Below are 14,782 nucleotides of genomic sequence, written 5' to 3'. Positions count from 1 at the left end.
CGCGCTCACGGCCGGCGCCGCGGTCGACACGGCGCCACCCTGATGTGATTCCCCGCTGACACAGCGTGACAGAACCGTGGCGAGAATCAAGAACGCCCCCCGGCGAGCCCGGAAAGCGCCACGTACGCCTTCTCCCAGCCCGGGAGCGACACCCGGCCGCGCAGCACCGACTCCGGGTCGGCGGCGATCCGGCCGAGCAGCCGGTGGTAGATCCCGGCCATCGCGGCGGTGCAGGCGCGGCTGCGGCGGTCGAGCAGGGGCAGCAGCCGCAGGCCCTCCTCGAAGGCGGCCTGGGCACGGGCGGCCTCGAAGGCCACCAGCCCGGTGAAGTCCGCGCCGACCGGCGGCTTGGGCAGCGCGAAGCCCTGCTCGCAGCCGAACCTGGCCAGGTCCTCGGTGGGCAGGTAGGTGCGGCCGGTCAGGGCGTCCTCGCGCAGGTCGCGCAGGATGTTGGTGAGCTGCAGGGCCAGGCCCAGGGTGTCCGCGTACTGCGCCCCGCGCTCCGGGTCCTCGCAGCCGTAGACGCCCAGCGAGAGCCGGCCGATGGCACCGGCCACGCAGCGGCAGTAGACCTTGAGCTCCTCGTAGGTCTGGTACTCGGCGCCCTTGAGGTCCATCTCCACGCCGTCGATCAGCTCGTCGAAGCCGCCGAGCGGGATCGGGAAGCGCCGGGCCGCGTCGGCCAGGGCGACCTTGATCGGGTCGGTGTCGTCCTCGGCGACCGCCCCGGAGCGGACTTCGTCCACCAGCTCCCGGGTGCGCACCAGGGCCTCGGCCTTGCGGTCGGCCGGGAGGTCGCCGTCGCCGATGTCGTCCACCCGGCGGGCCAGCGCGTACAGGGCCGACATGGCCAGTCGCTTGGGCTCGGGCAGCAGGCGGATGCCGTAGCTGAAGTTGCGTGCCTGCAGTCCGGTGACTGCCTCGCAGTACCGGTACGCCGCCATGACCGGGGCCGACGCCAGTGGTGATGCCGCCACTCGGGCGTTCACCTTCCCTTCGCGAAGATGGCCGCCGCCTTCGCTGCGAGGCGGCGCTTGTCCGGCTTCGCCTGCCGGGCGAGCACGTCGTACCCGGCGTCCTCGACGGCCGCCAGGGCCGCGTAGCCGCCTGCGGTGAATCCCGCCAGGAGCAGTCGAAGCCTTCCCCGAACCGTACCTACCAATGGTGCGCCGCGGTCGAGCAGGGTGCGGGCCCGTTCGGCCTCGAAGGCGATCAGTTCCCGGACCGCACCGGTCGCGGTGGGTTCGGCGAGCTCCTCCTCGGTGACGCCGAAGCGCTCCAGGTCCTCGGCGGGGAGGTAGATCCGGCCGCGCGAGAGGTCCTCGGCCACGTCCTGGAGGTGTTCGACCAGCTGGAGGGCGGTGCAGATGGCGTCCGAGAGGGCGATCCGCTCGGGGGTGGAGACGCCGGCGATGGACAGCACCAGGCGGCCGACCGGGTCGGCGGAGAGCGTGCAGTAGCCGACCAGGTCGTCGTAGGTGGCGTAGCGGGCGGTGGTCTGGTCCACCCGGTTGGCCTCGATCAGACGGCGGAACGGCTCGGGCGTCAGGCCGTGCCGGTCGACCAGCGGGACGAGGGCGCCCAGCAGCGGGTGCCGGGGCTGCTCGGCACCGGCGGAGCGCAGCGCGGTCTCGAACACCCGGTCGAGGTCGCGCTCCAGCCCGTCGAGCAGGGCGAGCCGGAAGGAGACCTCCGCCGGGCCCGGCGGGCCGGACTGGGCCGAAGGAGTGGCGGGGGGCCGCTGCTCGATCCCCAGCAGGCCCGCGGTGGCGGCCGGATCGGCCAGGTCGCCGTCGCCGGCGTCGTCGACCAGCCGGGCGAAGCCGTAGACCGCCATCAGGTCGTCGCGCCAGGCCGCGGGCAGGAAGAAGGGGGCGACCGGGAAGTTCTCCGCGCCCGCCTTCTCCAGGGTCTGTCCCGCGGAAGGGTTCACCGGCGTATCTCTGGGCTGGGCCGAAGCCGACACTGCAGTCACTCCCCCGTTCTACACCGCTCGGTACCACCGGTCCGACTCGGACACGCGTCCGAGCGCGGGCGTCACGTACGGCACACCGCCCCCGCGCCCCCAGCCTGACACCACGCGCCGCGCCCGAGAAGAGCGCCCCGCCCGGCGCACGGTGGCGCTCACCCCCGCGGCGGCGGGCCACCCGGGGTAGCGGCGCACGCCGAAGGGCCGGCTCCGGGGTGTTCCCGGAGCCGGCCCTGGAGTGCCGGGGCCCTGCGGTGCCAGGCGCTGCGACGGCTGGGCGTTACGGGCGCTCGCCGCGCTCGTAGCGGCCGACGACCTCGTCGGTCGGGCCGTCCATGACCAGCTCGCCGGCCTCGATCCAGATGGTCCGCTCGCAGACCTCGCGGATCGAGTTGTTGTCGTGGCTGACCAGGAAGACCGTACCGGCGGAGCCGCGCAGCTCGTCGATGCGCTTCTTGCTGCGCTGCTGGAAGGCCTGGTCACCGGTGGCCAGGGCCTCGTCGATCAGCAGCACGTCGTGGGTCTTGGCGGCGGCGATGGAGAAGCGCAGCCGGGCGCCCATGCCGGAGGAGTAGGTGCGCATCGGCAGGGAGATGAAGTCCCCCTTGTCGTTGATCCCGGAGAACTCGACGATGTCCTGGTAGCGCGCCCGCACGTCGGCCGGCGACATCCCCATCGCCAGGCAGCCCAGGACGACGTTGCGCTCGCCGCTCAGCTCGTTCATCAGGGCCGCGTTGACGCCCAGCAGCGAGGGCTGGCCGTTGGTGTAGATGCCGCCCTTCTCGGTCGGCAGCAGGCCCGCGATGGCGGCCAGCATGGTCGACTTGCCGGAGCCGTTGGAGCCGATCAGACCGACCGCCTCGCCCTTGTAGGCGGTGAAGCTGATGCCCTTGACCGCGTGCACCTCGCGCACGCCGGAGGAGCGCTTGCGGCTGATGATGCGGCTCAGCGCCGAGGTGGCGCTGCCCTTGCCGGAACCGGCGCCGTGCACCCGGTAGACGATGTGCACGTCGTCGACGACGACGGTGGGCTCGCGGGCGATCTTGGTGTCGGCCACGGCGTCGCGCTTGCTCAGGTCGGTGTCAGCCACGGCCGTACTCCTCCTCGGCCTTCCAGAAGAAGACGTATCCGATGACGAAGATCCCGACCGCCCAGGCGATGCCGTAGGTCCACTGGTGCGGCGGCAGCGACTGGTGCGCGGGCAGGTGCTTGTTGTAGATCACCGGCGCGAAGGCGTGCCGGAGCAGGTCCATGTAGACCGAGGCCGGGTTGACGGCCATGATCGTCTGGAGGTAGTGCGGCCAGGTCGAGACCTTGTCCTGGATGCTGAACATCACGCCGGACAGGAACATCCAGGCCCGCATCACGAACGGGATCAGCTGGGAGATGTCGCTGGTCTTGGAACCGATCCGGGCGAAGATCAGCGAGACGCCGATGTTGAACAGGGTCTGCAGGAACAGCGCCGGGACGATCAGCAGCCAGGTCTTGCCGGGGGTGATGCCGGCGGCCAGCACGGTGATGACCAGCACCACCATCGAGATCAGCAGCTGCTGGAGCTGGATCACGGTGAAGGCGATCGGCAGGCTGGCGCGCGGGAAGTGCAGCGCGCGGATCAGGCCGAGGTTGTCGGAGATCGCCCGGGTGCCGGACTGCACCGCGTTCTGGGTGAACTGGAAGACGAAGACGCCGATGCAGAGCCAGGCGATGTAGGTGTTCGGCGGGAAGTTGTCCTTGCTCTTCAGGATCACGCCGAAGACCAGGTAGAACACGCCGCAGTTGAGCAGCGGGGTCACGACCTGCCAGAGCTGCCCGAGCTTGGCGTCGGTGTACTGGGCCACCAGGCGGGCGGTGGCGAAGGCCCAGATGAAGTGGCGCCTGGCCCAGAGCTGCTTGGTGTAGGCGAACAGACCGGGGCGGGCACCGCTCACCGACAGACCGTACTTGTCCGCAAGCTGCTTCGGGGTCAGGCCCGCGTCCGCCCCCCTCGGGGCTGAGAGGCTGACGGGTTCACTCACTGTCGACACATTCGTCCTTCGCGCGGGATCGGTCGGAGCGGCCGGTCGGCGGGGGTCCGCCGGCCTTGCGCCGATGGGGATCCTGGGGTCACGGGGGGGGTTCCGGCCGGTGTGTGGTCACCGGCCACGGCGATCGATCCTCTGATCCAATCAGATGATCGGAGGACGTCCCATCCTGGTCAGTCGCCAGACGGTACGCCATCGCATGGGCTTCCGCGGACCGCAGGGTTCGCGGAAGCCCGCCCGGAAACCGCTCAGCCAGGCCTTCAGCCCCTCCGCGGAGGGACGTCGGGCCAGGGTCAGCAGAAACCAGGTTCCCAGATAGAGAGGCACCAACGGGGCCGGAAGGTTCCGCCTCGCGAGCCAGACCCTGTTACGGGCCACGTTGTGGAAGTAGGCGGCGTGCCGGGCCGGCGAGGTGGCGGGGTGGTGCAGCACCACGTCCGCCCGGTAGTCGATGGCCCAGCCCGCGTCCAGGGCGCGCCACGCGAGGTCGGTCTCCTCGTGGGCGTAGAAGAACTCGGCCGGCAGCTGCCCGGCCTGCTCGAACACCTTGCAGCGCACGGCGCTCGCGCCGCCCAGGAAGGTGGTCACCCGGGAGGAGCGCATCGGGTCGCTGGCGCGCAGCCGGGGGACGTGCCGGCGCTGGGTGACGCCGGTGTCCGGGTCCTCGATCCGGAAGGAGACGATGCCCAGCTCCGGGTCGGCGGTGAAGGCCTCGCGCAGCAGGCGGGCGGAGTCGGTGCGCGGCAGCAGGCCGTCGTCGTCCAGGAAGAGGACGGCGTCCACCTCCCGGCCGTCCGGCCCGAACAGCTCGATGCCGACGTTGCGCCCGCCCGGGATGCCCAGGTTCTCCGGCAGCTCGACGCTGCGCACTCCGGCCGGCAGCGACGGCAGCTTCGCGCCCTGGCCGACCACGGCGAACTCGACCTCCGGGCCCTCCTGGGCGCGGACGGAGTCGATCAGGGCGTTGAGCTCGGCGGGCCGGTTGCCCATGGTGATGATGACGACGCCGAGGCGGAAGTTCTCCGCGGTGGTGGAGGACGTGGAAGTGGTCATCGGAGCCTGCTCGAAAGGACGATGCTCAGCAGGTGCAGCACGGTCTGCAGCATGGCGATGGCCGCCAGCACCACGACCGCGATCCGGGTGAAGAACAGTCCGCCGTGGACCGCGTCGGCGATCCCGGCCGCCAGGATGAACAGCGAGGCCTCGACCGCGCCGACCAGGCGGTGGAACTTGAGCAGCGAGGCGGCCCGGCGGGCCTTGGCCACCGAGGCGGACCGCGGCACCGAGGCGCTGTCCTCGACGGCCGTCAGGCCGCTGCGGGCGCGGGCCACGTCCACCAGGTCCGTCTCGGACTTGATCAGGATCGCGCCGAGCGCGGCCAGCGTGCCCAGGAACGCCCACTCCCAGTGCGAGCCGCCGCCCTCGCGGTGCAGCAGGTCGGTGGCGCGCAGGCCGAGGCCGGTCAGCAGGGCCGCCTCGGACATGTAGTGCCCGACCCGGTCCAGGTAGACGCCGGTGAGCGAGGTCTGCCGGCGCCAGCGGGCCACCTCGCCGTCCACGCAGTCCAGCAGCAGGTAGACCTGGATCAGCAGCGCGCCCAGGACGGCGCCGGTGATGCCCGGTACGACCAGGGCGGCACCGGCCAGGATGCCGGTGAGCATCATCAGGTAGGTCAGGCCGTTGGGCGTGATCGCCGTCATGGTGGACAGCACGCGGGTGATCCGCAAGGAGATCTTCCGCATGTAGAGGCGCCCGGCCCAGTGCTCGGCGCTGCGGCGCTGGAGCATGCCCTCCGGGTGGATCACCGCCCGCAGTTCCTCGATCGAGGGCCGGCGGGTCAGGTCCACCGGGGGCCGCTCGGCGCCCGCGGTGGAGGGGTCAGCTGTTGACGGCTTGGACATAGTCGGCGTACGCGTCCCTGATTGCGGAAGGGGAGAGGTCGAGGTGTTCCAGGATGGTGTAGCGGCCCGGGCGGGTGTTCGGAGCGTAGTGCACCGCCTCGGTGAACTCCGCTTCGGTGAAACCCGTCTGAGCCGCCGTCACCGGCAGCCCGTGGCTCGCCAGGCGCTCCACGATCAGACCGGTCAGCTCGCGCTCGCCCCGCAGGAAGCTGGCGAACGCCGCGCCGAGGCCGACCTGTTCGCCGTGCTGGGCGGAACGCTTGGGGTACAGCACGTCCAGGGCATGCGAGATCTCGTGGCAGGCGCCCGACGAGGGTCGGGTGCTGCCCGCGATGTTCATCGCGATGCCGGACAGTACCAGGGCTTCCGCGAGGGCCGTCAGGAGGTCCTGGTCCTGAATGTTCCCTGGGTGCCGGAGCAGGTTCTCACCGGCCGAGCGGGCCATCGCGACGGCCAGCCCGTCCACCGGTTCGCCGGTGACGGTGTGCGACAACTCCCAGTCCGCGCAGGCCGAGATGTTGGAGACGACGTCCCCGATCCCGGCCGCCACGAAGCGCTGCGGGGCCTGCCGGATCACGTCCAGGTCGACGATGATGCCGATCGGGCCGGGGACCCCGTAGGAGCCCCGGCCGGCGTCGTTGTCGAGGGTGGAGACCGGGGAGCAGATGCCGTCGTGGGCGAGGTTGGTGGCCACCGCGACCACCGGCAGGCCGACCCGGGCGGCGGCGTACTTGGCGGCGTCGATGATCTTGCCGCCGCCGAGGCCGACGACCGCGTCGTAGTGCTTGCCGCGCATCTCCTCGGCGAAGCGCACCGCGCTGTCGAGGCTGCCGTCGTCCACGTTGTACCAGTCGGCGCCGGGCAGGGCCGGCTCCAGGCGCGCGCGCATCGCGGCGCCGGAGCCGTTGCTGATCGCCACCGCGATCCGGCCCGAGGCCGACAGCCTCTGGTCCGCGAGGATGCCGCCGAGCGCGTCCAGCGCGCCCGGGCGGATCTCCGCGAACAGCGGCGACGGGACCAGTCGGGTCAGTACTGGCACGCGATCTCCCGGGCCTTCGCCAGGTCGTCGTGGTTGTCGACCTCGACCCAGGAGACCTCGCCGATCGGCTGGACGTCGATCCGCAGGCCCCGGTCGACCATCTCCTGGTAGCCGTCCTCGTAGTACAGCTGGGGGTCGCGCTCGTAGGTGGCGCGCAGCGCGTCGGTCAGGTCGGCGGCGGCGGCCGGGTTGATCACCGTGACGCCGATGTACTCGCCGGTCGCCTCGGCCGGGTGCATCAGCTTGGTGATGCGGCGCATACCGGCGGCCGGGTCGACGACGACCTTCATCTCCTCGTCTGCGAGCTTCTTCACCGTGTCGAGGGCGAGCAGGATGCCGGGGGCCCGGCCCTCCTCGACGAGGCGCTGGTTGCCCTCCAGCATGGTGTGCTGGACGGAGGCCGGGTGGACGGTGTCGCCGTTGGCCAGCAGCAGGCCCTCGGCGAACAGCTCGCGGGCGCACCAGAGCGAGTAGGCGTTGTTCCACTCCTCGGCCCTGTCGTTCTCGACCAGGTGGAGCTTGACCCCGTACTTGCTCTCCAGGGCGTCCTTGCGGTCGTACACCGCCTCCTTGCGGTAGCCGACGACGATCGCCGCGTCGCGCAGTCCGACCTCGGCGAAGTTGCCCAGGGTGAGGTCCAGGACGGTCCGCTCCCCGTCGACCGGCACCAGCGCCTTGGGCAGGGTGTCGGTGTACGGGCGCAGCCGGCGGCCGGCGCCGGCTGCCAGAACGAGGCCGATCATGCGGGGTCTCCTGATCCGTGGTGCGTCGTGCGGTCCGCGCGGGGATGTGCCGACGGGCCCGGCGGCGCTGTCGCCGGTCGGCCCGGCGTACGGCCGGGCCCGGCGGCGGCGCGCCGGACCGGCACAGATCCGGGCAGCGTGTCGTAAGCGATGGTAGGCGACCCGGGCGACGCACCCGAACGCGGCCGGAGGCGCCGGGGTGACGACACGGTGGAGGTGCGGTGATCGAACAGGATGGGAACGGATACCGAACTGGCCTTCGGGACGAATGACCCTTCCGGGGCGTCCCGGACCGTTTCCGGTACGGATCCGGACCGCCCCGCGTCATGATCCGCCCGGTTGTGCGTGGGACCCGTCCGGACCGCCACCCATACGGCAGACTGGAGCCCGACGACGGCGCCGGTGCCCGCGCCGCGTCCCGAGCCCCCCGACGGGTGCCCACGACGCGCTCGACGCTCCCGTTGCTCCCGCTCCCCCCTTCCGAAAGAGGCCCCATGCCCCAGAGTCCGCCGACCGACCCGACCCACTTCGCCGCCGAGATCGACAGCGGCCTGGACGTGGAGACAGACGTGACGGTCGACCCCCGGGCCACCGCCCCCGCGAGCACCGGGATCCTGCTGGAACTGGTCGACGACGAGGGCGTCACCATCGGCACCGGCGAGAAGCTCTGGGCCCACCAGCAGCCGGGCCGGCTGCACCGGGCCTTCTCGGTCTTCCTGTTCGACCGCCAGGGCCGGATGCTGCTGCAGCGCCGGGCACTCGGCAAGTACCACTCCCCCGGCGTCTGGTCGAACACCTGCTGCGGGCACCCGTACCCGGACGAGCCGCCGTTCGTGGCCGCCGCCCGGCGCACCGCCGAGGAGCTGGGCCTCGCGCCGGCGCTGCTCTGCGAGGCCGGCACCGTCCGCTACGACCTGCCGGACGAGGCCACCGGGCTGATCGAGCGGGAGTGGAACCACCTGTTCGTCGGGCTGGTCACCGCGCCGGTGCGGCCGAACCCGGAGGAGGTCGAGGACTTCGCCTTCGTGACCGCGCAGGAGCTGCGCGAGCTGCGGGCCGAGCGGCCGTTCTCGGTCTGGTTCGAGACCGTCTTCGAGGCCGCGCTGCCGGGGATCCGGGAGATCGCCGGTCGGGACTGGTAGCGGACGGGAGTCCGTGGGGGTGGCCGTCCCCGGCCGGGGGCGGCCGCCCTCGTGCGGGGTCGCGCCGTCCCCGTGCGGGAGGGCGCCCGTCAGGACCCGGGCTCCGGGGGGACGGGCAGCGAGGCCCAGATGACCTTGCCGCCCTCCCCCGTGTGCTCGACGTCGCACACCCCGCCCGCCTGGATGGTGACGCTCTTCACCAGCAGCAGGCCGCGCCCGCCGGTACGGCCGGTGTCGCTCTCCAGGGCCTTCGGCCGGTACGGGTCGCCGTCCTCGACCGAGACCCGCACCCAGCCCCGGCGCACCGACAGCTCGGTGGTCACCTCGGGCGACAGCTCGGCCGCGTGCTTCACCGCGTTGCCGACCAGCTCGGAGACGATCAGCAGCACGTCGTCCACCAGCTCCTGGTAGCGCACCCCGGTCATGCCCTGGGCCAGCAGGCGGTCCCGCACCGCGTGGCGGGTGCGCGGCACGGAGGCCTCGACGGCGGGCACCCGGAAGCGCCACACGCCCTCGACGGGACCGTCGGCCGTCGGTCGGCGGCCCGACCGGGCGCCGCGTCTCGGCTCGGCCTTCGCCGCCCCGCTGATCTGCTCCACGTCCAGCCGCCCTTCGTCCGCGACCCGGGAATCAGGCGATCCGCATCATGGCGCCCTCGGTCCACAGAGGCTAGGAGAGCGGTCGGTGCCTCCGTGGCAGCGTCGACAAGTTGCCCGTGTCGGATCGGTTCCGACCGGAATCGATCGCGGGCGGGGGCTTAACGGATCGTTTGCTTCGCCCTCGCCACCGCTTCGCCCGGTGTTCGAGCCCCCTCGCGAGCCCCCTCGCGAGCCGTCCCGGCCGGTCCGGACGGGCCGGTCCGGACGGGCCGGGCGCCCCACGGCCCCGGCCCCTCGGACGGGGGCGTGGCGGGGACGGCGGTGGGGGCCGAGGTGGAGGCCGCGGTGGGGCCGAGGAAACGCAGGTGAGAAGCACTCCGGAAGCCTGGTAATGTTCTCTCTGTCGCCGAGGGGGCGAGAGAAAAGCCCCCGAAGCACACACCCTGTCCGGGTGGCGGAATGGCAGACGCGCTAGCTTGAGGTGCTAGTGCCCTTTATCGGGCGTGGGGGTTCAAGTCCCCCCTCGGACACAATCGAAATTCCCCGTGGAATCCGAAAGGATCCCGCGGGGAATTTCTTTTTTCCGGCCCACGGCCGACTCCCCCTCGCGATCCACCGCCGACGGCGGTGTGGCGCCGGTCTCGTTGAGCGGTCCCGGCCGTCCGGAAACCGGACACGAGATGGCAACGATCGGGCGGTTTGAGCTTCCTCTGAGGTATTCGCCCCATTTGGAACCATAGGCTGCTGGGGTTTGTCCGGAATACCGACCCAAAACCGTAAAAGCGCCGACACCATCCGCTGAACCCCGAGCGAGAGGACCGATACGTTGAGTGAGCCCGATTCGCCCAAGGCATCACACCAGAACTACCGCCGATCGCTCGGCACGATCAGCCTGACCGCGGTCGGGCTCGGCTCGATCATCGGCTCCGGCTGGCTGTTCGGCGCCGAGCGGGCCGCCAGGCTGGCCGGCCCCGCCTCGATCCTCGCCTGGGTGATCGGCGCCGCCGTGGCGCTCACCATCGCGCTCACCTATAGCGAGCTCGGGTCGATGTTCCCCAAGGCCGGCGGCATGGTCCGGTACGGCCAGTACTCGCACGGCTCGCTGGCCGGCTACCTGGCCGCCTGGGCCAACTGGATCGCCATCGTCTCGGTCATCCCGGGTGAGGCCACCGCGTCCGTCCAGTACATGAGCTCCTGGCACTTCGACTGGGCCAAGGGCCTGTACGACGGCAAGGAACTCACCCTCAGCGGGGTGGCACTGGCCAGCGTGCTGCTGGTCGTGTACTTCGTCCTCAACTGGTTCGCGATCACGCTGTTCGCCAAGACCAACACGGCGATCACCGTGTTCAAGGTCGTCGTGCCGACGCTGACCGCCGGCGCGCTGCTCCTCGCGCACTTCGACACCTCGCACTTCACCCAGCCGGGCGGCTTCGCCCCGAACGGCTGGAGCGCGGTGTTCACCGCCGTCGCCGTCTCCGGCATCGTCTGGGCCTTCAACGGCTTCCAGTCGCCGCTCAACCTGGCCGGCGAGGCCCGCAACCCCGGCAAGTCGCTGCCCAAGGCCGTCATCGGCTCGATCCTGATCGCCCTGGTGATCTACGTCGCGCTGCAGATCGCGTTCATCGGCGCCATCCCGGCCGCCGACCTGTCGAACGGCTGGAGCAGCCTCTCCTACACCTCGCCGCTCGCGGACCTCGCGATCGCCTGGGGCATCAACTGGCTCGCGCTGCTGCTCTACGCGGACGCCTTCGTCTCGCCGTCCGGCACCGGCATGATCTACGCCGCCACCACCTCGCGCATGATCCACGGCGTGCAGGAGAACGGCCACCTGCCGAAGCTCTTCGGCAAGGTCGACGCCAAGACCGGCATCCCGCGCCCGGCGCTGCTGCTCAACCTGGTGGTCGCCTTCCTGTTCCTCGCGGTCTTCCGCGGCTGGGGCTCGCTGGCCGAGATCGTCTCCGTCGCCACCGTGATCTCGTACATCACCGGCCCGGTCGCCGTGATGGCGCTGCGCCGCCTCGCGCCGGACCTCCAGCGCCCGGTGAAGCTCAAGGCCATGCCGGTGATCGCGCCGGTCGCGATGGTCTTCGGCTCGCTGGTGCTGTACTGGGCCCGCTGGCCGCTCACCGGCAAGGTCATCCTGCTGATGGCCGCCGGTCTGCCGATCTGGGCCTGGTACGAGCTGCGCAAGCCCTTCGAGCAGTTGAAGCCGCACCTCAAGGCGGGCGCCTGGATGATCGCCTACCTGTTCGTGATGGCCGGGGTCTCCTGGGCCGGAAGCTCCGACTTCGGCGGGCACGGCTACCTGCCGGAGGGCTGGGACCTGCTGATCGTGGCCGCGATCGGCCTGGCCTTCTACTACTGGGGCGTCGCCAGCGCCTGGGCCAACCCCTCGCTGGCCGAGGTGCGCCGCGAGCTGGCGGCCGAGGCGGAGGCTGAGGCTGAGGCGTCCGCCGGGGCCGCGGAGCCTTCGCGGGTCTGAGCGGGTACACAGCAAGGAAGGGCCGGTCGGGTTTCCGACCGGCCCTTCGGCGTCGCCGGGGCGGGAGACCTGGGCGGGAGGCCGGGGCGGCCCGGGTCAGCCCCGGCGGGCGCGGCGGATCGCCGAGGTGAGCAGCGGGGGCAGCAGGTCCTTGGCGGCGCGCTTGGCGACGTTGACCGGGCGGCGCGCCTCGGCGGCGCGGGCGCGGCGGGCCGCGAGGTCCAGCGCGGCCTCGTCCCGGGCCGTCCGGTACGCGTCCTCGGGCGCCGGCGCCCCGGCCGCCCCCGGCCGGTGCCGGGAGGGGCGGAACGGCCGGATGCCCTCCGTACTGCCGGTCATCCGCAGCACCTGCCGGTGGTTGAGGGTCTCGGCGCTGAGCTCGCAGCCGACGGCGAGGTCCACCCGGTCGAGCAGGTCGCGCTGGAACGGCTCCGGGTCGCCCCAGGTGCCGTAGAACTTGCACTCGGTGAGCACGATCGGCCTGAGGCCGTGGTTGAACACCGCCTCCCAGGTCGCCGCGGCGACGCCGGGGGTGTGCTGGGACCGGTAGTCGTCCAGGACCACGACGCCCTGCTCCTGCAGCGCGGTCCGGGCCACCTGGAGGTCGCCCACCACGTGCTCGTACAGGTGCGAGGCGTCGATGTGGACGAAGCGGTAGGCCCCCGCCGGGACCCGTCCGCCCGCGAGCGCCGAGGTCGGGGCCTGGACGATGTCCGGCAGCCGGTCGTGGAAGGACAGGTAGTTGGCCTCGAAGGCCGAGCGGGTCAGCGTCTTCCGGTAGGAGTGGTCCATCTCGCTGGAGTTCTCGTCGTCCGGCGCGTCCGAGTCGAACAGGTCACAGACGGTGAACGTCTCCCCGGGCCGGAGGTGCTCCCCGATCACGATCGCGCTGCGGCCGAGGTAGGCGCCCATCTCCATGAGGTGGCCGGTGACGCCCCGCTCCGCCTGGCGCCCGAGGAACCACTCGAAGGAGTGCCGGTCGTGGTCCCAGAACCATCCCGGTACGTCCTCCAACACGGCCGGCCCGACGGGCTGCTGCGGTTCGCCCTTCAACGCGGTGTCGGTCACGGGATGCTCCTTAGCAGTGCGGATGACCTGCGGGTTCCGAGCCGCACCTCGGCGCGGTGGCGGCCTGCCCGGCCCCGGGCACGGACCGGATCACCGCTCGTGCACGAGGCGCCCCCCATCGACAGTAGGCCCCCGCCGCGGAGTCCGCCGCCCACTGCGGCGGGTGCCCTGTCCGGCCGAGGCGGGATCGGCTCTTGTGCGCGGCCGTCCGGCCGCCTTGACTGACCTTCCGACTCGCCCTGTCGGCCGAACGGCGGCTGACCAGTGGAAAGGACGATCCGTGGAGCAGGAGTACGCGGAGTACGGCGACCAGTACATCGACGGCGCCTGGCGGCCCTCCCGGGACTCCGGCACGATCGCCGTGCTCAACCCCGCCACCGAGCGGGTGCTCGCCACCGTACCGGCCGGTGCGGCGGCCGACGTCGACGCCGCGGTCGCGGCGGCCCGCCGGGCGGCCCGGGGCTGGGCCGCCGCCACCCGCGAGGAGCGGCTGGCGCCGCTCACCCGGCTGCGGGACGGACTGGCCGACGCCCAGGCCGAGATCACCTCGACCGTGGTCGCCGAGCTGGGCGCCCCGGTCGGCTTCGCCGGGGCCGTGCACGCCGGGCTGCCGCTGACCGTGGCGACCTCGTACCTGAGCCTGCTGGCCGGCTACCCCTTCGAGGAGCGGATCGGCAACTCGGTGGTGTTCGCCGAACCGGCCGGGGTGGTCGCGGCGATCACGCCGTGGAACTACCCGCTGCACCAGATCGTGGCCAAGGTCGTCCCGGCGCTGGCGGCCGGCTGCCCGGTGGTCCTCAAGCCGGCCGAGGACACCCCGCTGGTGGCCCGGCTGTTCGCCCGGCTGGTGGACGAAGCCGGCTTCCCGGCCGGGGTGTTCAACCTGGTGACCGGCACCGGGGCGGTCGCGGGCGCGGCGCTCGCCGCCCATCCGGAGGTGGACGTGGTGTCCTTCACCGGCTCCACCGCCGTCGGCCGGCAGGTCGCCGAGGCGGCCGGGCGCGGGCTCAAGCGGGTCGCGCTGGAGCTGGGCGGCAAGTCCGCCAACGTGGTGCTGCCGGGCGCCGACCTGGCCCGCGCGGTGAACGTGAACGTCGCCAACGTCTTCGCCAACTCCGGCCAGACGTGCAGCGCCTGGACCCGGCTGCTGGTGCACGCGGACCAGTACGAGGAGGCGGTCGCGCTCGCCGCCAAGGCCGCCGAGAAGTACGTCCCGGGCGACCCGGCCGACCCGCGGACCCGGATCGGCCCGCTGGTCAACGCCCGGCAGCTGGAGCGGGTGCGCGGCTACCTGGCGGACGCGCTCGCCCAGGGCGCCCGGCTGGTGGCCGGCGGTCCGGAGCCACTGGCCGAACTCCCCACCGGCCACTACGTCCGGCCGACCGTCCTCGCCGACGTCACCCCGGAGATGACGGTGGCCCAGGAGGAGGTGTTCGGCCCCGTCCTGGTGGTCCTGCGCTACGACGACGAGGACCACGCCGTCGAGATCGCCAACGGCACCGCCTACGGGCTGGCCGGCGGCGTCTGGGCGGCGACCACCGACACCGCCGCCGCCTTCGCCCGCCGGCTGGACACCGGACAGGTGGACCTCAACGGCGGCCGGTTCAACCCGCTGGCCCCGTTCGGCGGTTACAAGGACTCCGGGCTCGGCCGCGAGCTGGGGCGGCACGGACTGGAGGAGTTCCTGCAGTACAAGTCGCTCCAGTACTAGGTTCTGTCCGGCGGATCATGGTCGGAGCCAGAGGCGGATCGCTGCGACGGTGACCGTGCCATGGAAGACGTAGGCCCGCTTGTCGTAGCGGGTTGCGACGGTCCGGA

General features: G+C 72.1%; 13 protein-coding genes and 1 tRNA gene. 4 read left to right on the top strand and 10 right to left on the bottom strand.

The annotated features are described in order from the left end of the window. Positions 1 to 86 precede the first annotated feature (86 nt). The 8 genes from hpnD to ACFXPX_RS29235 form a co-directional block, all read right to left on the bottom strand. Positions 87 to 944 (bottom strand): presqualene diphosphate synthase HpnD, encoded by an 858-nt coding sequence (gene hpnD, locus ACFXPX_RS29270; RefSeq protein WP_375885318.1) that lies wholly within the window; start codon positions 942 to 944, stop codon positions 87 to 89. A 41-nt stretch (positions 945 to 985) separates the two neighbouring features. Beyond that, the gene (hpnC, locus tag ACFXPX_RS29265) at positions 986 to 1,933 is read right to left on the bottom strand and encodes a squalene synthase HpnC (protein ID WP_375885247.1); all 948 of its coding nucleotides are present in this window, start codon (positions 1,931 to 1,933) and stop codon (positions 986 to 988) included. 316 nt (positions 1,934 to 2,249) lie between these two features. Next, positions 2,250 to 3,059, bottom strand: a complete 810-nt coding sequence (locus tag ACFXPX_RS29260) for an ABC transporter ATP-binding protein (protein WP_375885244.1) — start codon at positions 3,057 to 3,059, stop codon at positions 2,250 to 2,252. Continuing rightward, complete coding sequence (locus ACFXPX_RS29255) at positions 3,052 to 3,993, bottom strand: ABC transporter permease (protein ID WP_375885242.1); 942 nt, start codon at positions 3,991 to 3,993, stop codon at positions 3,052 to 3,054. Before ACFXPX_RS29255 ends, ACFXPX_RS29260 begins: the two co-directional genes overlap by 8 nt. Before the next feature lie 141 nt (positions 3,994 to 4,134). Next, complete coding sequence (locus ACFXPX_RS29250) at positions 4,135 to 5,043, bottom strand: glycosyltransferase family 2 protein (RefSeq protein ID WP_375885241.1); 909 nt, start codon at positions 5,041 to 5,043, stop codon at positions 4,135 to 4,137. After that, a complete protein-coding gene (locus tag ACFXPX_RS29245; protein WP_375885317.1) occupies positions 5,040 to 5,777 on the bottom strand; it encodes a CDP-alcohol phosphatidyltransferase family protein in 738 nt (245 codons plus the stop codon). The genes ACFXPX_RS29250 and ACFXPX_RS29245 overlap by 4 nt, the downstream gene beginning before the upstream one ends. Before the next feature lie 91 nt (positions 5,778 to 5,868). Continuing rightward, positions 5,869 to 6,930, bottom strand: coding sequence for an iron-containing alcohol dehydrogenase family protein (locus ACFXPX_RS29240; protein WP_380644031.1), 1,062 nt, complete (start codon positions 6,928 to 6,930; stop codon positions 5,869 to 5,871). After that, on the bottom strand, positions 6,918 to 7,673 hold the full coding sequence (locus ACFXPX_RS29235; protein WP_380644030.1) for a sugar phosphate nucleotidyltransferase: 756 nt from the start codon (positions 7,671 to 7,673) through the stop codon (positions 6,918 to 6,920). The genes ACFXPX_RS29240 and ACFXPX_RS29235 overlap by 13 nt, the downstream gene beginning before the upstream one ends. A gap of 494 nt (positions 7,674 to 8,167) precedes the next feature. Here ACFXPX_RS29235 and idi point away from each other — a divergent pair, with 494 nt between their 5' ends. Further along, positions 8,168 to 8,815 carry an isopentenyl-diphosphate Delta-isomerase gene (idi, locus tag ACFXPX_RS29230; RefSeq protein ID WP_380522615.1) on the top strand — a complete coding sequence of 216 codons (648 nt, stop codon included), beginning with the start codon at positions 8,168 to 8,170 and terminating at the stop codon, positions 8,813 to 8,815. A gap of 89 nt (positions 8,816 to 8,904) precedes the next feature. On the opposite strand, the gene ACFXPX_RS29225 is transcribed toward idi, so the two are convergent. Next, entirely contained in the window at positions 8,905 to 9,414 is a 510-nt protein-coding gene (locus tag ACFXPX_RS29225; RefSeq protein ID WP_380522614.1) for an ATP-binding protein, read from the bottom strand. Positions 9,415 to 9,859: 445 nt separating this feature from the next. Here ACFXPX_RS29225 and ACFXPX_RS29220 point away from each other — a divergent pair. Then, a tRNA-Leu gene (locus ACFXPX_RS29220) sits at positions 9,860 to 9,944 on the top strand. A gap of 296 nt (positions 9,945 to 10,240) precedes the next feature. Beyond that, a complete protein-coding gene (locus ACFXPX_RS29215; RefSeq protein WP_375885077.1) occupies positions 10,241 to 11,896 on the top strand; it encodes an APC family permease in 1,656 nt (551 codons plus the stop codon). A 96-nt stretch (positions 11,897 to 11,992) separates the two neighbouring features. Here the strand turns inward: ACFXPX_RS29215 and ACFXPX_RS29210 are convergent, their stop codons facing one another. After that, positions 11,993 to 12,964 carry a class I SAM-dependent methyltransferase gene (locus ACFXPX_RS29210; protein ID WP_380644029.1) on the bottom strand — a complete coding sequence of 324 codons (972 nt, stop codon included), beginning with the start codon at positions 12,962 to 12,964 and terminating at the stop codon, positions 11,993 to 11,995. A gap of 280 nt (positions 12,965 to 13,244) precedes the next feature. Here ACFXPX_RS29210 and ACFXPX_RS29205 point away from each other — a divergent pair, with 280 nt between their 5' ends. Next, a complete protein-coding gene (locus ACFXPX_RS29205) occupies positions 13,245 to 14,675 on the top strand; it encodes an aldehyde dehydrogenase family protein (protein WP_380522611.1) in 1,431 nt (476 codons plus the stop codon). The last annotated feature ends 107 nt before the right edge of the window (positions 14,676 to 14,782 follow it).

This window comes from Kitasatospora sp. NPDC059146 (assembly GCF_042786665.1).
GTDB lineage: Bacteria > Actinomycetota > Actinomycetes > Streptomycetales > Streptomycetaceae > Kitasatospora.
The sequence above is the reverse complement of the archived record's forward strand: the minus strand, read 5'-3'. Positions and strand labels throughout refer to the sequence as shown.

Excerpts from the sequence above, each read along its gene's own strand:
- hpnD (WP_375885318.1), bottom strand. The coding sequence starts at position 944 with ATGGCGGCGTACCGGTACTGCGAGGCAGTCACCGGACTGCAGGCACGC.
- ACFXPX_RS29250 (WP_375885241.1), bottom strand. The coding sequence starts at position 5,043 with ATGACCACTTCCACGTCCTCCACCACCGCGGAGAACTTCCGCCTCGGC.
- ACFXPX_RS29245 (WP_375885317.1), bottom strand. The coding sequence starts at position 5,777 with ATGCTCCAGCGCCGCAGCGCCGAGCACTGGGCCGGGCGCCTCTACATG.
- ACFXPX_RS29235 (WP_380644030.1), bottom strand. The coding sequence starts at position 7,673 with ATGATCGGCCTCGTTCTGGCAGCCGGCGCCGGCCGCCGGCTGCGCCCG.
- idi (WP_380522615.1), top strand. The coding sequence starts at position 8,168 with ATGCCCCAGAGTCCGCCGACCGACCCGACCCACTTCGCCGCCGAGATC.